Source organism: Stenotrophomonas sp. SRS1, assembly GCF_026130205.1.
GTDB classification, from domain to species: domain Bacteria; phylum Pseudomonadota; class Gammaproteobacteria; order Xanthomonadales; family Xanthomonadaceae; genus Stenotrophomonas; species Stenotrophomonas rhizophila_B.
The window spans coordinates 207,808-228,974 of record NZ_JAINFD010000004.1 but is presented as its reverse complement, the minus strand read 5'-3'; the positions used below and the strand labels follow the sequence as shown (position 1 = coordinate 228,974).

The following is a 21,167-nucleotide window of genomic DNA, read 5'->3' as shown; positions in this document are numbered from 1 at the left end:
GTGGTAACAGCCTCGAGCGCGCGGCTGTTGTCGCCACCGATGCCCCACTGCTTGGAGTCCCGGTAGGCCTGGCTGTCTTAGGTGAGCAACGCATCACGCGCCGCTGCATCCATGGCATTGAAATTCGCCTTTTCCTGTGGCGTCAGGTCGGCAAAGTAGGCTTCAACTGCCTTGTTGGCCTTATAGCCCTGCACATCATTGGCAATCTGCTTGCTGGTGGCCACCACCGTGCCCATCGCATTCGCCATCGCCTGCTGATTGGCCAGCTGCAGCTCGGCATTGGGCATCGCCTCAATCGCACGGTGCGCCGTGGCGGCATCGGTGTTCACGCCCAGCTCGGCGGCAGTCACCTTCTTGCCGCCGATAACGATGTTGCCTTCGGTCATCGTGGCGTAAGTGGTGCTGCTGTCGCCGCCCTTCTCGTTCATCGGCACGCCGCCACCGAAGTTCGGCGTGGCACCGGTAAACACCGGCGTGTTGCCTTCCATCGCGCCGCCGTAGCCACCACTGATGCCGCCCGAGCTGGTGCTGTGCTGCATCTGGTTCTGCAGGTCGCTGAAGGTCAGCGTCTGCGCGGTTAGTTCGCTGTTGGTGGCGTTGGTGCTGGCAATCGCACCGCCGACCAGGTTTACGTAGCCGGCATCGACGTAGCACCCGCCGTCACCGGCGAACAGGCCCGACTGCTGGCCCACGCCCTGATAGCTGCCATCGGATTTGCCCGCCTGGCTGACCCCAGCCCAGCGTGCGCCAGTGGCGTGCAGGCAAACTGAGTCCTTTCCGCATGCTGCACAATCAGGATCCTTCGCCTTCCGCTGCGGGGCACTAAGGTAAATGCTCTCCACCACATTTTTCGCGATTCCGGCTGCCAGTGCAGCTCCTCACCGTTAAGTGGCTGCGCATCTATGAAGATGGAAAGAATGTTGCACTCGCTGCGAACAGGAGCAGCGATCCCACGGCAAGAAGCGTCTCCCACCGAAGGAACCGACCGGACATAGCGACACGCACAATTAGGGCGAGAGTCAGTACAGGGAGCGATACAAAAGCGATGACTAGAAAAGCATCCATGCAAGGGCGCAGAAAATGACATAGCGCGAGCGAGAACGAACCTCTGCCGTCGCAGCCAAGGAAGCTGTAGCTCATTACGTAGTTGGTCAGCACTGCCGCCCAGCTGGTCAAGCACACTATCCAGGAAAAAATGTAAGAACGTTGCATCATTTACGACATCCTCATCGAGCCGACCACGGGCCGTAAGCCCGGTATTTACCTGCGCGTCCAGTCGCTCGGAAAATTGAGCTTTGACCAGTCAATCTGAGGTGCTACGGGTAGGGTCACACCGTAGACCTTACGAATGGCTTCGTTGGCAATGTTTCCTCCACAGCGTTGGTACCACTCGCAACCCGCGATGGGCGAATCAACCAGTGCCGGATCCTTACCGCCATAGGCGGCGGCCGCCGCCGCCAGAGCCGCCTTCTGATCATCGTTTGATTTCTTGGCAACAACGGTTGCGGTGAGTGTACTCACATCATTGCTTCGGACGTTGGGACCAGCGACTGATGATGCCACCGCGTATAGCGATTCGACATAGTTTGTGAAGGCTCCTGGGTGCTTATTCGGCTCATCTGGATCAGTACCGTCCTTCAGATGTCCTTGCCCGCCGTCGTAATGCGTTCCGTCAGCCTGGACATGTGCAAAAGAATCGCCAAAGGCATGAAGTATCCTCTGATTCTCCGCATTCGAGAGGATGGCTGCCTTTGATTCCGGATTGTTCTCATACCGCTTCAAGTCAGTGAGAATTTCTTTGACCTTCTTCGCCAGCTCATTCTGTATGGCAGCGACCTTGGCTGGGTCTTTCTCTCCGGTGAGAAGGTGGTACGCCTTCTGATTTCCGGTGGGAGAATCACCGTTGGCTACGTTTTCCTTTGTGATGGCGTTGCGGTTGTCCGTGTCTGGTGACCATGCGGCGAGGGCTACAGCTTTTGCGTCCTGCTCTGAGAAGCCAGACAGGTAGAGAATGGTCGCCATCGTGGAGTAGTGACCTACCTCTGACCAGTTGTTCTCAACAGCGTTCTTCGCTGCAGAGCTGCCTGCGATGGCTCCCAGCATGCCGTCTTGGAGTGAGCCTAGCATCGCGCCTCCGATACCCGCGACGGCGCTGACGGTATCCTGCTCGCTTGAGCTGAGGTCTTTGCTGTCCTTGCCAAATATGAATTTGGCAATAGCTGGTGCAGCTGCCTCAGCACCACCAGCTGCCAGAGCCCCGATCATTGCACTGTCTCCACCGGCCGAGGCCACCGCTGCGCCCAGCAGGGCATGCGCGAGCAGATGCGTGGCGCTTCCCTCTTCGCCACGCTTGCCGTTGTCCATCTCGTTCCTGGCCGCATTCTCCTTGAAATACTGGCCAATCTGGTACGAGATCACCGGTGCAAGAGTACCCGCCACGATCTGCCCCGTGCTGCCGGAGGACGCCGCGATGCCGCCCGTGATCGCACCTACCAGAACGCCAACCTTCTGCAGGCGTTCGATTTCACGGTCGGCCTCGACGGCCGTCGCTATGAGTTGAGCTTTCTGCTCTTGACTCATTGAATCGCGAAGCGCGGGGTCGGCGAGCTGTTTCTTGGCATCTTCCTTGCGCGCATTTTCCTCATCAATCGATGCATTGATGCCCGCACGAATACGCATACCCGCATCTACAACGGTGCCCGTAGCCTGCGCCATGGCGCGCTGCTCCTGCAGCATTTTTTGCAGGTCTGGCAACCCTTCAAGCGCTTGGTGGGCAGCACTGGCGTCTGTGTTCACCCCAAGGTCGGCGGCGTCGACCTTCCTGCCGCCGATGGTGATGTTGCCACCGGTCAAGGTTGCGTAGGTGGTGGAGCTGTCGTGCCCGCTGTCGGACATCGGAATGCCCGGGCTGAAGGACGTACTATTCGCCGCGCCGTACTCTCCGTTACGGATCGTGCTACCGATGTCCTTGAACTGTCCGGCCGCGCCCGGTGCAGGCACGGGGTCGCCATTGGCGTCGGTGGCTGCATTGCCAGTCGACCCAAAGCCACCGCTGATGCCCGCCGAGCTGGCCCGGTAGTCCATCTCGTTCTTGAGGTCGGTAAAGGTAAACGTCTCAGCGCTCAGTTCGCTATTGGCCGCGTTGGTACTGGCAATCGCACCGCCCACCAGGTTCACGTGGCCGGCGTCCACGTGATAACCACCATCGCCTGCGAACAAGCCTGATTGCTCACCCACACCCTTGTAGCTTCCATTGGCCTTGCCCACGCTGGCATACCCACTGGCGTCCCACGCGGTGCCGAACGAGACCTGCACCCGGCCGCCCACTTGGTTCTCCTTCGACATGCTTTCGGCGATGTCCTGCATGGATTGGATGGTCAGCGTGCCACCGGTCTTGACGTCGATCCGGTCAGCAGTGGCCGTGGCGCCACGCAGGGTGGTGTCACCGTCCGCCTTCAGCGAGATGTTGCTGCCGATCAGGGTGGTGTTCTGCCAGGTGCTGCTTTCGGCGCTGGACTTGCTGCTGCCTACGCTGGCCTCTGCATACACGTACACGCCGGTCTGCGCGCCCACCGACACGCCTACGCCGACTTCAGCGCCAGCATTGTTGCTTTTGCTCTTGTTCTGCAGGTTGGCCTGGCCGGCTTCCAGCAGAATGTCGCGCGCCGAGTCCAGCGACAGTGTGTTGCCAGCGCTGAGGTTGCCCTGCACCACATGGATATCGCCACTGGTGCTCGTCAGGTTGACGTTGCCGCCGCCCTGGATGGTGGAGCCGCGCGAGACGGTGCTGCTGCCGTCCGCGCTGCTGCTCGCGGACTTGAAACCGATGCCGGCTTCAGCACTGAGCAGCGACGCGCCGCCTCCCTTGGCCGCACTGGCGATCGCACTGCCCGCTTGATACGCATTGGCACCGGCCGCCATGCCCTGCATCGCCTGCAGGCGCCCGTCCGACTGCCGCGCCGAATCCACGTTGTTGATCAGGTCGATGAACGGCGACTTGATCCGCGCAAACACGCCGATCTTGAGGTCCTTGTCGCTCTGCGAGTTATAGCCGGTCTCGTTGGCAGTGAGCAACTCGATCTCCGCCGCTGTGATGTTGACATCCTGCGCGGCTACCACGTTGCTGGCGATCTGGGTGTACTTGCCGCCCGCGCCAAGGTTGACGTTGCCGCCCAGGCTGCCGATGGTGCTGGCCACCTGCGAGACCATGCCGCTGTCGTCGTCGTGCTGCTGGCGGTGCCAGCCGGCGAACTTCTCGGTGTCGGAGATCTGCACCGTGCCGATGGCCTTGCTGTCGGCGGTGTTGGCGTTGCTCACTGTGTCCTGGCCGCTCTGCACGGTGAGGTTGCCGGCGGCGCGGATGGTCACGTCCTTTTCGGCGGCGATGTTCGCGGCGGTGAGGGTGATGTCGCCTTCGGTGGTGGCCATGCGCACGCCACCGCCCACGGACAGCTGGGTGCCGGTGATGGTGTCGCTCTGGCCGCTGCCGTCACTGCGGGAGTTGTTGGTGCCGAACGGCAAGCCGCTGGTGTTGTTGGCGAAGCCCCAGCCCTTGCCGCTGCTCTGGCTGGTGCTGGATTCGGTGTTGTGGGCGACATCGAACACGATGTCCTTGGTGGCCAGCAGCAGGGCATCGCCCTCGGCCGCCATCTGCGCGCCCTGGCTGTAGATCGAGCCGCCGTTGGCGATCACGGTGAGGTCGCCGCCCGCGCTCAGCTGGGCGACGCGGGCGTCGCTGGTGGAGTGGACCTGGTTGCCGCTGGAGCGTTGGCTGCCGCCGGTGACCACCACCGACGTGGTGGCCGCACGCACGCCGGAGGCGGTGCCTTCGGCGTTGCGGGTGATGTCGCCCATGATCGAGCCACTGTCGGCCATCCCGTCGGTGGTGGAATCGCGGGCGCTGCGGTAAGCCTTGGTGGGATCGTAGGTGACGCCCATAGAGAAGCCGCTGGACTTGCTGGACTGGCTGATCTGGCTGTCCACCGTGTCCTGGCGCGCCAGCAGGTTGATGTCCTTGCCGATCAGGGTCAGGTCCTGCCCAGCCGCCACGTCGGAGGCCGCGATCGTGAGCTGGTTACCGGCGTTGAGCTGCACATTGCCGTTCATCGAGCCCACCGCCGATCCCACCTGGGTGGTGGACTGGCTGGCGCTCTGGTTGTCCGACTTGGCGCTGCTGTACCCCACCGACGCCACGCCATTGCCGAAGCCGCCGGTGATGCCGGATTTCTTCTGGCTGAAGCTGCTGGCCTCGCTGTAGGTGTCCTGCGCCGATTCGATGGTGATGTTGTTGGCCGCGGCGATGCGCAGGTCGTTGTCAGCCAGCACGGTCGAGCCGGTGATGGTCACATCGTTGCCGGCGATCATGTCCACCGTCTTGCCACCGATGGTGCTGCCCACCGCATAGCTGGCCGAGCTCTGGTCGTGGGTGGTGGTGGTGGTGCTGGACAGCGTCTTCTTCTTGCGGGTGGTTTCGTCCACCACCAGATCGTGGGTTTCCTGCGCGGTGGTCAGCGCCAGGTTGCGCCCGGCCGAGAGCAGCACGCCGCCGTCGCTGCTGTCCACCGTGGTGGCCTGCAGGGTGAGGTCGCGGCCGGCCTGCAGGGCAACGCCTTCGGCACCGGTGAGCTGGTTGCCCAGCACCCAGCCATCGGCGGCACTGACTTCGCGCGAGCCGTTCTTGCTCTTGGCACCGCTGTCGAAGGTGCGCGTGTCCACCACGGCAACGCTGTTGATGTCGCGCCCTGCCTGGGCCACGAGTGCGTTGGCGGCCGAGACGTTGGCAGCGGTCAGGTTCAGATCGTTGCCGGCCTTGAGCACCACATCGCCGGCACCGCTGATGGTGGTGCCGATGTTGATCGACTGGCTCTGGCTGTTGAAGTTGCGGGCGTCATGGGTGAGCGAGACGCTGCTCTGCTCGGCCACCGAGGTGAGGCTGAGGTCGCCACCGGCCACGATCGCGGTCAGGCCGTCGGTACCGGCGTTGGCCAGCTGCGCGGCCCGCAGCTCCACGTTGCCACCGGCGTTGACGCTGAGCACACCGGCGCCGTCCTTGTTGGTCACATACAGGCCGGCCACGCGATCCAGCGTGGTGGTCTGCTGCACCAGCAGGTCGCCGTTGTCGCGCCACTCGCGCGTGGTCGAGGCGACGGTGATGTTGCCACCGGCCTTGAGCCCCAGTGCATCGGTGGCGGTGACGGTGCTGCCGATGATGTCGATGTCGTGGGTGGCCTGCAGGCCGACCTGCTGGCCGCTGATCTGCCCGCCGCTGACGTTGCGGATGTTGCCGGCATCGATGCTCACCAGCTGACGCCCGGCGATGGCACCGCTGTTGACCAGGTCGCCGCGCAGCTTGATGTCGATGTCGGCACCGGCCAGCAGCGCACCATTGGTATCCAGATCGCCCGGCATCACCCGCAGGTACACCTGTGGCACCAGCGCGCGCACGGTGGAGCCGTCGGCCAGGGTGACGTCCTGCTCCACCAGCCAGACGATGTCGCTGGTGAGGCGGGCCATCTGCTCGGCGGTCAGCGCCACGCCGGGGCGCAGGCCCCACGCACTGGCGACGGTAGCACCGGCCTCCAGCAGCGCGCGGTACTGGTCTTCGTCGCTGGCATGGCCATCGAGGAAGCGGCGGCCGGTGAGCTCGCCGATCTGTTCGCGCACCAGCTTCTGTTCGTAGAAGCCGTCGCCCAGGCGCTTCTGGGTCTGCGAGGGCTCATAGCCGGCGCGCTGCAGCAGGTAGTCCGAGCTGAGCCAACTGCGGTAGCTGGCAAAGCGCGGGTCGGTTTCCACCAGGTAGCTGCCACGGTTGGCATCCACGTTGAACAGGCTGGCGCTGGGTGCGCTGGCATTGGGCGTGGTGGTCACCACCACGTGCGGGTCATTGCCGGCGGCGGCGACGGCCTGCTTGTTGGCCAGTGCGGCATTGCCACCGCTGCCGGCGTGGCCACCGGCCTGCACGGCCCCCGGGCCGGTGGCCGTGGCCTGTGCTGCCTGCCCGGCCACGATGTCCTGCACGCCGCCCGTGCCCGGGCCCGCCGAGCCGACCTGGCTTGGCCCTTGGGCGTTGGCGGCATCGGCCAGCTGGCCGCTGGTGCGGTCGGCACCCTGCAGGCCTTGGCCTGCCGCGCCCTGTGCGCCACCGGCCGCAGACGGTCCCTGGGCGTGCGCGCCATCGGCGATGTGGCCACCGGCCTGACCCGGCCCCTGTACCGCACTACCGGTTTGACCGTGTGCTGCGCCGGCCGCCGTCGGCCCCTGTGCGTTCACCGGGCCGGCGCCCTGGCCGCTGCTCTGCCCCGGTCCCTGCACCGCGCCTGCGCCCGGGCCGACCGAGCCTGCGCCCGGCCCACCGGTGTTGAGGTTGGCCATGCTGTCGCCATCGCGCACGTTCGGCGCGTCGCGGCCGGTGTTCTCGTTGCGCAGGTTGCCGACATCGATGCTCAACTTGCCGCCGGCGGTGATGCCCGCACCCAGCACGCCGATCTGCTCGGAGATCGGCGCGGCGCTCCATTGGCTGCGCGAGCCGCCATAGGTGATGGAGACATTGCTGAAGCTATGTGTGCGGAACAGCGTCTTGGCGGTGTTGATGATCGAGGATTCACCCACGTTCAATCCGACCACGGCCAGGTTGCCACCGGCGGCGATGCTGGCGTATTCGTTGCGCAACGCATCGGTGGCGATGCGCATGTGGCCACCGGCATTGATCACGGCGTCAGCACCGGCCGACACCAGCACGTCTTCGGTGGTGGTACGGGTGGCGACGCGGGTCTTCTCGTTGCCATTGGTGCTGGTGGTGTGGCGCTGCATGTTGATCAGCATCGCCTCCGGATTGTCGTAGTCCGGGTAGGTGATCAACCGCACGCAGGTGGTGGTGCAGGTGCCGTAGGCGTTGTTGTAGGCCAGGGTGTCCGATTCGTAGTTGAAACCGTCCCTGCTTCCCGGCGGCATCGCCGAGAGATCGCGGAATGGATCTTCGGCCCCGGCGCCCAGCTGGTCCGGATTGTTGCGGCTGTCCGCACGGCCCACGTAGTAGATGACCACCGTGCCATCCTGCGCGGGCAGGCGCGAGCGCTCGCCACGTGAGCCGTTCAGGCCACCGCGTGCGAAGTAGTAGGCACTGGTGTTGGCGGTCAGCCGGACCACCGCCCGGCGGATCTGCTGGCCGTCGGGGGTGATGTACGCGGTGTCTTCCAGGATGTCATCCGGATTGAGGTAATAGACCTCGTAGGGCTGGAAGTTGGAGGTCTCACGCAGATTGCCGGTGTTGCGCCCATTCTTGAACCAGCCCGGCTGGTTGAGCGTGACCGGCCCATGCTGGATGGTCTGCTGCTGCACCACCACGTTTTCGCGGATGTTGTTCACCGCCAGCGCGGACATGTCCAGGTTGCCGGCGATCTCGATGGTGGAGCTGAGGTTGTCGATGCGCTGCGCGCTGCCCACGGCCGTCAGCCCGTTGAGCGCCCCGCCGATGGCCGCATCGCCATCGCTGAAGATGAGGCTTTGGCCGCGGTTGTTCAGCACACCCACGCCGAGGTCCAGGCGCTGGCGTGCGGCGATGGTGGCCGAGCGCTGCGCGCCGCCCACGTTTTCGGCCAGGTTGTTGAGGGTGCCGGCCTGGATGGCGATGTGGTCGCCGTAGATGCGGCCGGTGCCGATGTTGTTCAGCGTGCCGGCGTCGATGTGGGTAATGCGGCCGTCCAGCAGGCCGCGGTTGAGCAGTTCACCGCTGGCCACCAGCCGGGTCAGGCCGACGCTGCTGATCTCGCCGGAAGCGGCGTTGTGGATGTTGCCGGCGCTGATGTTCACCCCGGCGCCCTGCAGCTTGCCCAGGTTGTCCAGGTTGCCCTGGATGGCCAGGGTGAGCGTGCCGTTGGCGGCGAGCTCGCCGGTGTTGATGTGGCTCTGGCCCAGCTCCAGGGTCATGTCGCCCTGCGAGAGCAGCTTGCCGTCACCGGTGATCTCACGCGTGCGCACGATCTGGTTGCTGCCGGCCACCAGTGAACCGCCGGCGTTGGCGATGCTGTCGGCGCGGATATCAGAAGTCTCGGCGGCGGATATCTGGCCGCCGCTGTTGTTCAGCAGGCCACTGACCTGTACCACGAGGGTGTCGGCCAGGATCTGGCCCTGCTGGTTGTCCAGGCTGCCGGTGCCCAGCTGCAGGTGCTTGCCCTGCAGGCCCAGTGCCGGGCCAGTGGGCGCGCTCAGGGTGTATCGGTTATCGATGTTGCCCGCCTGCAGGGCGAGCGTGCCACCGGCGGCCACCAGGCCCCCGCGGTTGTCCAGCGCGCCGGGCAGGACGATGTCCGCATTGCGGCCCACCGTGATCTTGCCGCCGGCGTTGGCCACCGATTGCGCACGCAGGGTCAGGTCGCCTGCGCCCACCAGCGCGCCGCCGGCGGTGTTGTCGACGCTGCTGGCAGTGACGGTGATCGCGCCCTGGCCGAATACCGAACCGGCACGGTTGTCGAACGCACCGCTGTGGATCTCCAGCGTACCGCTGCTGTTGATGCCGTTGCCGTTGGCATTCGTGTTGATCAGGGCCTGGCCGGCCGTGTCGATACGCAGGTTGCCGGCGGACTGCAGCAGCCCACCGCTGTTGTCCAGCTGGCCGGTGCGCAGCGCGGCGCCCCCGGTCAGGCTGGCCACGGTGCCTGCGCGGTTGTCCAGGGTGTAGCCGCGGGTATCCAGATCCACCGTGCCGGCGATGATCCGGCCGCTGTGGTTGTCGATGCCGCTGCTGGTCACGCGCAGATCGGTACCGGCTTGGATCAAGCCGTTGGTATTGCGTACCTGCGTGGCCGTGTCGAGCTGCAATGCGGCCCCGGCGGCCAGGGTGCCCGCTTCATTGTTCAGGGATTGCGTGGTGATGTGCGCGTTGCCACCCGACGACACCGTGCCCTGCGCGCTGTTGTCGAGCAGGCCATCGACGGTCACCGTCAAGCGGGAGCTGCCGTCGCTGTGCAGGGTGCCACCGCGGTTGTCCAGGCCGGTGGCGGTGACCGTGGCATTGCCGGTGGTCAGGAGGCGACCGCCGCGGTTCTCCAGTGCACCGCCGATGGCCAGCTGATTGCTCCCCGCCCCGGCCGCCTGCACGGTGCCCTGGTTGTTGAGCAGCTGCGCGGCGCGCAGATCCAGCGTGCCATTGCTGGCCAGGGTGCCGGCGGTGTTGTCCAGTCGGCCGCGCACGTTCAGCGCCAGCACGTCGGTGCCGGTGGCGGTGAGTGTGCCGCCTGCAGTGACCAGTTCCCCGGTCTCGATACGGATGCGCTGCGCGGCGGTAGTGCCATCGCGCAGGTCGGTGTTCTCGCCGATCAGCGCCAGGCTGCCATTGCTGAGCAGCTTGCCGCCCTGGCCGTTGAGGGTGTGAGCGTTGATCGCCAGCGTACCGGTGCCCGCCTGCTGCACGGTTCCACCGGCATTGCCGAGGGTGGCCGCGGTGATCTGCAGGTCGCCATTGCTGGCCAGCGTGCCGCCGTTGCCATTGTCCAGCACGCCACTGACGGTCAGGCTGCTGGCCTGCGCGCCCGTAGCCAGCACGGTGCCGCCCTGGTTGTTGAAGGCGTCGGCCTGGACGGTCAGCTGGGTTGCGTTGAGGGTGGCACCGCGGTGGTCCACCGCACCGGCCTGCAGCGCCAGTGCGCCTGCACTGACGATGGTGCCCTTCGCACCATCGAGCTGGCCGACCGTCAGGCTCAGTGACTCGGTACCGCCGTGGCTGAGGGTGCCTTGCTCATTGATCAGGCGGGCGGCATCGATCTGCAGCTGGCGGCCATTGCTGGCCACATCGCCGCGGGTGTTGTCGAACGTGCCGAGCACGTTGATGCGGGTATCACCGGTGCCGGCTGCGCTCAGCGTGCCGTCGATGTTGGAGAGCGCGCCGGCCGTGATCTGCTGGGCGCCATTGGCGGCGATGGTGCCGCCGTTGTTGGTCAGCGCCCTGTCCACCTGCAGGGTCATGGCCTGCGTGCCGGTGGAGGTGAGCGTGCCCTTGCTGGTATCCAGGCTGCCGGCAGTCACCGTGACCTGGCGTGCGCCGGTGGTGGCGCCACTGAGATCGAGCGTATCGCCCTTCAGTTGCAGCGCACCGTTGCCGACGATGCGGCCACCCGCACCGTGCAGGTCGGTCACCTCGATGGCGAGCGTGCCTTCACCGGCGTGCTCGATGCTGCCGGTCTGGTTGTCCAGGGTGGCGGCGGTGAGGTGCGCGTCGCCGCCGCTGGCGATGACACCCTGGCCGCTGTTGTCCAGCCGCCCGTCCACGCCGAGGGTCAACGCCCCGCCGGTCTGCAGGGTGCCGCCGTGGTTGTCCACGCTGGCCGCACCGATGACGGTCGCGCCGGTGGCGAGAATGCGCCCGCCGCGGTTCTCCAGCGCCTGGCCCACCTGCAGCTGGTTGCTGCCCGCGCCAGCCGCCTGCAGCGTGCCCTGGTTGTTGATGAGGGTGGCCGCGTGCAGGTCCACCGTGCCATTGCTGGCCAGGGTGCCGCCGGTGTTGTCCAGGCGGTTGCGCACGTTCAGCGCCAGCGGCCCCGTGCCGGTGGCGAAAAGGTTGCCGCCGGCGGTGGTCAGGTCACCGGTGTCGATGCGGATCTGCTGCGCCGAGGTGGTGCCGTTGCGCAGGTCGGTGGTGTCGCCGGCGAGCGCCAGCGCGCCATTGCTGACCAGCGTACCGCCCTGACCATTGAGGGTCGCGGCGGTGATGCTCAGCGTGCCGGTGCCGGCCTGCTGCACGGTGCCGCCGGCGTTGCCGAGGGTGGCCGCGGTGATCTGCAGGTCGCCGTTGCTGGCCAGGGTACCGTCGTCGCCGTTGTCCAGGGTGCCATCCACCCGCACCGTGTTGGCCTGGGTGCCGGTGGAGAGCACGGTGCCACCACGGTTGTCGAGTGCGGTCGCGACGATGTCCAGCTGGCCGGCGCTGAGGGTGGCGTCGCGGTGATCGATCGCGTCCGCACGCAGGGTCAGCGTGCCGGCGGTGGCGATGCTGCCTTTCTGGCCCTGCAGGCTGCCGGTCTGCAGGGTGAGGCCGTTCTGGCCGGCGTGGTGGATCCGGCCGGTGTCATTGACCAGGCTGCCGGTCTGCACCGTCAGGGCGCCGCCGTTGCTGGCCAGGGTGCCGCGGGTGTTGTCGAACTGGCCAGCGACTTCAATGCGGGTGTCTGCAGTTCCTGCCGAACTCAGCGTACCGGCAACGTTGGACAGCGTACCGGCGCTGATCTGCTGCGCGCCATTGGCAGCAATGGTGCCGCCATCGTTGCCCAGCGCATCGCGCACCTGCAGCACCATGGTCTGCTCACCGGTGCTGCTGAGCGTGCCACCGGCGTTGTCCAGGCTGCCGGCGGTCACCGTGACCTGGCGCGCTGCAGTGGTGCCCCCGCGGATATCCAGGGCGTCGCCCTGCAGGGTCAACGCGCCATTGCTGATGATGCGGCCGCCAGCGCCCTGCAGCGTGCCGGTATCGATCTGCAGCTGGCCCTCGCCGGCCTGTTCGATGCTGCCGCTGCGGTTGTCCAGCGTGGCCGCGCGCAACTGTGCATCGCCGCCACTGGCGATCAGGCCGGTGTTGCTGTTGTCCAACAGGCCATCCACGCCCACGCTCAGGTCGGTGGCGCTGTGGACCGTGCCGCCCTGGTTGTCCAGGCTGGCCGCGGTGACGTTGAGATCACCGCTGGTGAGGATCTTGCCGCCGCGGTTCTGCAGCGCCTGGTCGATGCTCAGCTGGCTAGCGGCGGTCCCTGCGGCCTGCAGGTTGCCACCGTTGTTGAGCAGCGTGGCGGCGCGCAGATCCAGCGCACCATTGGTCGCCACGGTGCCGCCGGTGTTGTCCAGGCGGCCGCGGACCTGCAGCGCCAGTGCGTCGGTGCTGGTGGCCGTGAGCGTGCCGCCGGCGGTGGTGAGATCGCCGGTCTCGATGCGGATGCGCTGGGCCGAGGTGGTGCCAGCGCGCAGATCGGTGGTATCGCCCTGCACGTGCAGCGTGCCGTTGCTGAGCAGGGTGCCGCCGGCACCGTTGAGGGTGGCGGCGTTGATCGCCAACAGACCATTGCCGGCCTGCTGCACGGTACCGCCGGCATTGCCGAGCAGCGCTGCGTTGAGGGTCAGATCGCCATTGCTGGCGATGAGGCCATCGTCACCGTTGTCCAGGGCGCCGGCCACGTCGATGTGGTTGGCCTGGGTACCCGTGGCCACGAGTTGCCCGCCGCGGTTGTCGAAGGCCTCTGCCGCCAGCGCGATCTGCGTGGCCTGCAGGGTCGCACCACGGTGGTCCACCTCGCCCGCGGTGAGCGTGAGGGCGCCGGCGGTGACGATGTGGCCATCCTGGCCCAGCAACTGCCCGGTGCTCAGGGTCAGGCCCTGGGTGCCGGCATGGCTGAGGGTGCCGTCGATGTTGCGCAGGCTGCCCGTTGCCACTTCCAGTGCAGCGGCATTGCTGGCGATCACGCCCTTGCTGTTGTCCAGCTGACCCGCTACGTGGATCTGGCTGTTGCCGGTGCCGGCCGAACTCAACGTGCCACCCCGGTTGGACAGCGCGCCGGCCTCGATGTGCTGGGCACCGTTGGCAGCGATCGTGCCGGTATCGTTGGTCAGCTGCTCGCGCACCTGCAGGCGCATGTCCGCTGTGCCGGTGGCGCTGAGCGTGCCACCGCTGTTGTCCAGGCTGCCGGCCTGCACGGTGATCTGCGTGGCACCCACCGCACCATCACGCAAGTCCAGCGTCTGGCCCTGCAGGTGCAGCGCATCGGCCGCGACCAGGGTGCCATCGGCATTGCGCAGCACCTCGGCCTCGATCCGCAGATCGCCATTGCCGGAGATCGCGCCGCCGGTGTTGTCCAGCAGCTGCGTCACGCGCACCTGCGAGGCGGCCTCGCCAGCGGCGATGAGCTTGCCGTGGTCATTGACGAAGCGGCCGGCGTTGATGTCCACGGCGCCGTTGCTGCCAAGGGTGCCGCCACTGTTGTCCAGCAGGGCGCGTGCCTGCACCTGCAGTGCCTGGGTGCCCAGCGCTCTGAGCTGACCACCGGCGGTGATCAGGCGCTCGCTGTCGATGCGGATCTGCTGTGCCGAGGTGGTGCCATTGCGCAGATCCAGCGTGTCGCCCTGCAGGTCGAGCGCGCCGTTGCTGAGCAGCGTGCCGGCGTGGCCGTTGAGCGTGTCCACCTTGATGGCGAGCGTGCCGGTGCCGGCCTGCTGGATGGTGCCGCCGGCGTTGCCGAGGGTGCTGGCGCTGATGGATAGATCGCCATTGCTGGCCAGGGTGCCGCCATCGCCGTTGTCCAGCGTGTCGGTGACCTGCAGCGTGTTGGCGGCAGTGCCTGTGGCGATGATGCTGCCACCGCGGTTGTCCAGCGATTGCGCGGTGATGTCCAGCTGCTCGGCGGCCACGGACGCGCCGCGATGGTCGACAGCTCCGGCGCTGAGCTCGAGCGCGCCAGCCGTGCCGATGCGACCACGCTGACCGTCCAGTCGGCCGGTGGTGATGGACAGTCCGTTCTGACCGGCATGGCTGATCGTGCCATCGGCATTGACCAGTGCACCTGCCTGCAGCTGCAGTGCGCCTGCATTGCTGGCCACGGTGCCACCGGTGTTGTCCAGCGTGCCGGCCACGATCAGGCGGGTATCGGCGGTGCCGGCCGAGTTCAACGCGCCGCCCCGGTTGGTCAGCGCGCCTGCCTCGATCTGCTGCGCGCCGTTGGCGGTGAGCGTGCCCCCGTCATTGACCAGGCTGCCGCTGATGCGCAGCTGCATGGCCTGCTCGCCCAGCGAGAGCAGGGTGCCGCCGGTGTTGTCCAGCGCGCCGGCACGGATGTCGACCTCGCGGCCGCGGGTCGTGGCCTTGTGCAGGTCCAGTGTCTGCGCCTGCAGCTGCAGCAGGCCATTGCTGGCGATGGTGCCTTCGCCGCCGCTCAGGCTGGCGGTGGTGATCTGCAGCGTGCCGTTGCCGGCATGATCGATGCTGCCGCCGCCATTGAGCAGACGCTCGGCATCGATGCGCAGGTCGCCATTGCTGGAAAGCGTGCCGCCCTGGTTGTGCAGCGCCTCGCTGGCGTGCAGCGTGGTCTGCCCGGTGCCGGCGGCGATCAGCTTGCCGCCGGTGTTGATCAAGGTGGTGCTGTCGATGGCCAGCGCGCCGTTGCTGCCCAGTGTGCCCCCGGTGTTGTCCAGGGTGCGGGCCACCTGCAGATCCAGTACCTCGGTGCCGGCCGAGGTGAGCGTGCCACCGGCAGTGATCAGATCGCCGGTGGTGATCGCGATGCGCTGCGCGGAGGTGGTGCCATCGCGCAGGTTGGTGGTATCGCCCTGTACCACCAGGCTGCCATTGCTGAGCACGGTGCCGCCCTGGCCCTGCAGGTTGACCGCATCGATACGCAGGCTGCCGGTGCCGGCCTGCTGCACGGTGCCACCGGCATTGCCCAGCTGCGCTGCGGTGATCTGCAGGTCGCCGTTGCTGGCCAGGGTGCCGCCGTCGCCGTTGTCCAGCGTGCCCTGCACACTGAGCGCGCTGACCTGCTGCCCGGTGGACAGCACCCGCCCGCCGCGGTTGTCGAAGTCGCCGGCGGCAAGGCTCACCTGGTTGGCGATCATCTGCGCCTTGCGGTGGTCGGCACTGCCCAGCTGCAGGGCGATGTCGCCGGCGGTGGCGATGGTGCCCTGCACACCGTCCAGGCGATCAGCGCGCAGCTGCAGCCCGTTGCTGCCCGCATGGCTGAGGCTGCCGCGGGTGTTGATCAGATGGCCCAGGTCCAGGCCGAAGGTCGTGGCGTTGCTGGCCAGGCTGCCGTCGCTGTTGTCCAGCGTGCCGATGGACCAGGCGGTGGCCGCGCTGCCACCGTGCGCGAGGGTACCGCCGCGGTTGAACAGCGACTGTGCCTGCAGCTGGAAGGTCTGCGCCAGCGCCATGTGGCCGCCGCTGTTGTCCAGCGTCTGCACCTGGGCCGAGGCCGCTCCCTGCACCTCCAGCCGGCCGCCGACATTGCGCAGCGCGTCGCCCTGCACCTGCATGGTCTGCACGCCCAGCGTGCCGCGGCTGTTGTCCAGGCTGTTGCCGGCGCTCAGCTGCAGGATGCCGGTGGCATCGATGGCACCGCCGTCGTTGTCCAGCGAGGTGGCGATGTTGAGTGCGCCGGCCGCCAGCGGCGCGGTGGGCGTGGGTGGTGTGGTGCCGCCGGTGCCGCCCTGGCCCGGCGTGGGCGTGCCGGTGCCGGGGGTGCTGCCGCTGCCGGGCTGTCCGGTAGTGCCGCCGGTGGTGCCGCCGCCGGTTTCCTGCCCCGGCGAGGTGCTGGCCACCGTGCCGATCCGGCCCTGCTCGTTGCTGATGTCCGTGCCGCTCAGTTGCAGCGTCTGGGCACCCACCTGTTCGATACTGCCGCCGCGGTTGCGCAGCGCATCGGCGTTCACCTCGATGCGGCGGGCATTGAGCGTGCCGCCGCTGTTGTCCAGATCGGCGGGCGTGTCCACGCGCAGTTCGCGCTCGGCGCTGAGCGTGCCCGCATTGGCCACGCCGCCGGCGGCGGTGATCCGGGTGTCCTGCTGCGCGTGCAGCGCACCGGTGTTCTCCAGCCGGCCATCGGCAGTGACCACCAGCTCGCCGGCCTGCGCGCCGATCTTGCCGGCGTTGCTCATGCCGACGCCATGCTCGTTGCCGACCAGCCAGATGCGGTTGGCATACATGCCACCGAGCGCGCCGACATCCAGCGCGAAGGCCGGTGTGCCACCGGCCGGAGCCTGTGCGGTCACGCTGCTGTGGTCGGCACTGACCACGTTGGTGCCCAGGCTGGCCTGCAGCTGGTTGGCCCAGATACCGGCGTTGACCTGCAGCGAGCGGGTGATGATGTCGGTGTAGTCGGTCAGGCTGGCATCCAGGCCCGCACCGGACACGCGGATCGCGCCGCCCTCGACACGGTAGCCATCCAGCGCGCCGTTGTTGAGGATGGGCGTGCCGGTGGTCAGGGTGACCCGGCTCGCGTTGAGGAAGCCGGCACCGTCGATCTGGATGCCGGCCGGGTTGGCGATGACCACCTGGGCACGGGCACCGGCCACTTCGACATAGCCGTTGAGGTGGCTGGGGTTGCTGCCGTTGACCTCATTGAGGATGACCCGCGCGGTGCCGGTGGCCAGCCAGGGATTGCCCTGCACCCAGCCACCGATCTGCGTCTGCACGTCCGTGCGCGAATTGTTGAGGATGACGCCCTGGCGGCCGACATCGAGCTGTTGGTACTGGTTGCGCGAGACACCGGCCGCGCTGGGCGTGGTGATGTTGACCTGCGGCGTGCCGTTGGCCGAGGTGATCACGGTGGGCCGCTGCTGGGCCGGTGCGCCGGGGTCGGCGATGATGCGGCCGGCATCGGGCACCTGCTGCGCGGACAGCGGCTGTACCAGCCCTACCCAACCGAGCACCAGCCACAGCGCAAAGCTCATTGGCCGCAGCGTGGCCATCGTGTTGCCGCCGCGCGCATCGCAGCCACCGCGGGGTGCGGTCACCAGTTCGGAGGCGACCTGCATGACACCCAGGGTACGGTTGAAAACCAGGCGATAGACTCGATTCACGGCGTTGCTTCCTTTCAATGCGGTGTGGGGTCGCGCGCCGCAGCGGCGCGCAGGGCCGTACAGCTGGCGTCAGAACGAGACGCCGAGGTTCATGCCAAAGGTGGTGTAGGCGGTCTGGAAGCCATCGGGCTTGTGCAGCGGGCTGCCGACGAAGCCTTCCCATTGCACGTGACGCGAGCCGCCACGCAGGCCCAGCGCCATGCCGGTGAGGCGGTCGCCGAGCAGCCACTCGGTCGAGGGTCCGCCCACCTGGCCATGGTCCACGGCCACGAAGCTCTCGACACCGCCGCCCATGGCAAAGGCCAGTTCATTGCGCAGCAGCCAGCCGCGCTCGCCGGTGAGCGAGAGTTCCCCGTCGAAGCCGCGCACGGTGTAGCGGCCGCCGATGGAGAAGCGGTCCTGCGGTACCAGCCGCGAACGGTTCCACTGCGCGCGCCAGCTGCCGGTATAGCGCAGTGCCTGCCGGCCCCATTGCATCGGCACGGTGAGCTGCGCATCGGCGGTCACCACCTTGCCGCGCGCGGTGCCTTCGCCAAAGCCCTCTTCCGGTGCCTGCAGCGCGTTGAACGCGCCGGTACCGCGGCGGTAGGCCAGGTTCGCATCCAGCGTGGCCTTGCCGATGAAGTGGCGGTGCGCGATCCCCAGCTCCCACCCGGCCATGCGCCGGCGCTGCACGAGGATCTCGGTGTCGTCGATGAAGTTGTCCGATTCACGGTACCAGCCGCGCGCGTGCATGCTGGTCTTGGCATGCGCATTGCGGAACAGCATGCGGGTCAGGCGCAGCTCGGCATTGCGGCTGGAGCCGCTGTACTCATAGCTCTCGTACGCGCCGGCCACGGTCTGCCGGTAGTCGTATTCGCTGGCGTTGGCCCCCAGCAGCCACCAGCCCAGCGGCACGCTGTAGTGGGTGGACCAGCTGTCGGTGCCGCGGTCGCTGCCGTTGAACACGGACTTGCCCGCATTGACGTAGAACAGGTCGCTCAGCCCGGCCAGGTTGTCCAGCGACAGCGTGGCGCCGGCCTGCAGCTTGCCGGTGGACTGGCTGCCGGCGTCATCCAGGGTCAGGCTCACGCGCACCGGTGCGCGCTGCGCCCAGCTGATGACCAGATCGCTTTCACCGGGTTTGTCCTGTGCGCCCTCCTTCGGCGGGGCGATCTGGATGTCGACCGTGGCGGTGGGGACGCGCTGCAGGTTTTCCAGCGCCTGTTCGATATCGCGCAGGTTGAGCAGATCGCCGGGGCCCACCGCCAGCGCATTCCACAAGGCGGGCATACGCCCTTCCTCGCTGGAGAAGCGGACCGCATTGATGCGGCCGGGCACTACGGTGAGTGTCAACGTGCCGGTCTTCAGGTCCTGCGGGGCGGCCAGGATGCGGGTGGTCACGTAGCCGCGCGCGATGATCGCGTTCTGCATGCGCTTGATCACGATGTCCACGCCGCCGGTGCCCAGGCAACGGCCGGTGGCCGGATCGTCGCTCGGATCGGCCGCGCGCAGTGACCAGCGGAAATGATCGGCCAGTTCGCCCTCCAGCGCGATGCGCTGGATCGGGAAACAGGGCGATTCGTCAGCCGGTAGGCGACCCACCGCTTCTTCCGGCGTGGCTTGCAGGCGCACGTCGGGCGTGGCTTCCTGTTGCTCGCGCAAGGCGCGCTCGCGCTCCTGCTGGCGCAGCAGTTCCTGATCCGGGGGGGCGACCTGCGCGCACACGGTGGCCTGCATGCAGGCCACGACCAATGCGACACCCACAGCCAACCGCCACCGCAGCGCGCGGCTGCGTTCCATACGTCCTTGTTGCACGTTCACGCTCTTCCTTGGCAAGAATCCGTGCCGGCCGGCAGGTTAGCGGCGGGCGGGCCCGGAACTTTAAAGGAATCGGGGCACCGGAAACAGGGCCTTGAACGACCGCCTGTCGGCTGAAGTGTGAAGACGGCACTGTGAAAAGGTGATGCTGGTCCGGGCGATGGCCGGGCGCGGATGCGCCCTGCGCGCAGCAGGGTCGCGCGTAAAACAGGCAGTCCCGTGGACCGACGGCTCCGGGCGCGGCGTGCCGGAAACTGTGACCCTTGTCCGACGCCGGGCACCGGAACACCCTGACCAGGCGCCCACAAAAAACCGGCGACCCGAAGGCCGCCGGCAAAGGTAAAACATCTCTCTCTCGTTTCTAATGCGGTATCGCGCGCGGATCAGGCCTCGTAGGCCGACTCGCCGTGCGAGGTGACGTCCAGGCCGGTGCGCTCGGCTTCTTCGGTGACGCGCAGGCCAAACACCATGCGTACCACCAGCAGGATCAGCACAGTGGCCACGGCACACCAGACGATGGTGAAGCCGACGCTGACCAGCTGCACCCAGACCTGGTGGCCGATGTCCAGGTCGGCCTTGGTGCCGCCCAGCGATTGCGCACTGAACACACCGGTGAGCAGTGCACCGACGATGCCGCCGATGCCGTGCACGCCGAACACGTCGGCGGTGTCATCGACCTTGAGCAGGCGCTTGAGACCGGTGACGCCCCAGACGCAGACCACGCCGGCGACCAGGCCGATCACGATCGCGCCCAGCGGGCCCACGGTGCCGCAGGCCGGGGTGATGCCGACCAGGCCGGCGACGGCGCCGGAGGCAGCGCCCAGCGCGGACGGCTTGCCCTTGCTGACTGCTTCGACCAGAGTCCAGCCCAGCACCGCGGCGGCGGTGGCCAGGATGGTGTTGATGAAGGCCAGCGAGGCGACGGTGTCGGCGGCGGCCGCCGAGCCGGCGTTGAAGCCGAACCAGCCCACCCACAGCAGCATCGCGCCAATATAGGTGAACGGCACGTTGTGCGGCTTCAGTGCCGTCTGGCCGTAGCCGATGCGCTTGCCGACGAAGTACGCGCCCACCAGGCCCGCCACGCCGGCATTGATGTGGACCACGGTGCCACCGGCGAAGTCGATCGCGCCCATCTCACCCAGATAGCCGCCGCCCCACACGATGTGCGCCATCGGGATGTAGCTCAGGGTGAACCACAGGGCCGAGAACAGCAGCACGGCCTTGAACTTGATGCGCTCGGCGAACGCGCCGACGATCAGGGCGGTGGTGATGCCGGCGAAGGTCGACTGGAAGGCGACGAACAGGTAATCCGGCAGGCCGGCGATCGGCGTGTTGCCGACGGTATCCGGGCCGAAGCCCTTGAGGAAGGCGAACTCGGTGAACGAGCCGAAGAAAGCGTTGCCTTCGCTGAACACCGCGCTGTAGCCGTAGGCCACCCACAGCATCAGCACCAGCGAGAACACCACCAGGATCTGGCTGAGAATGGACAGCACGTTCTTGGAGCGGACCAGGCCGCCGTAGAACAGGGCCAGGCCCGGCACCACCATCAACAGCACCAGCAAGGTGGAGGTGAGCATCCAGGCGACATCGCCGTGATCGAACGTGGCCGCAGCGGCGGCTTCGGCGACCGGGGCAGCAGTGGCCTCCGGCGCAGTCGGCAACGGCTCGACCGCGACCGTCTCCGACGGTGCCGGGGTGACCTGCGCCTGGGCGTGCGCGCTGCTGGAGAACGCACCAACGGCCAGTGCGCTGATCAGCATCATCAGGCACACGGCATGGAACCGGGCTTGCCACCCGGTGAACAAAGAGGTCTTCATTGTGGG

General features: G+C 67.3%; 4 protein-coding genes. All 4 read right to left on the bottom strand.

Annotation, left to right across the window (positions count from 1 at the left end; all coding sequences use genetic code 11):
* Positions 1-77: 77 nt before the first annotated feature.
* Positions 78-692, bottom strand: coding sequence for a hypothetical protein (locus K4043_RS16040; protein WP_265309915.1), 615 nt, complete (start codon positions 690-692; stop codon positions 78-80).
* Between the two features lie 568 nt (positions 693-1,260).
* Entirely contained in the window at positions 1,261-17,544 is a 16,284-nt protein-coding gene (locus tag K4043_RS16035) for a hemagglutinin repeat-containing protein (RefSeq protein WP_265309914.1), read from the bottom strand.
* 69 nt (positions 17,545-17,613) lie between these two features.
* Positions 17,614-19,263 (bottom strand): ShlB/FhaC/HecB family hemolysin secretion/activation protein, encoded by a 1,650-nt coding sequence (locus tag K4043_RS16030; RefSeq protein WP_260232304.1) that lies wholly within the window; start codon positions 19,261-19,263, stop codon positions 17,614-17,616.
* 464 nt (positions 19,264-19,727) lie between these two features.
* Positions 19,728-21,161, bottom strand: a complete 1,434-nt coding sequence (amt, locus tag K4043_RS16025; protein ID WP_123731038.1) for an ammonium transporter — start codon at positions 21,159-21,161, stop codon at positions 19,728-19,730.
* Positions 21,162-21,167 lie beyond the last annotated feature (6 nt).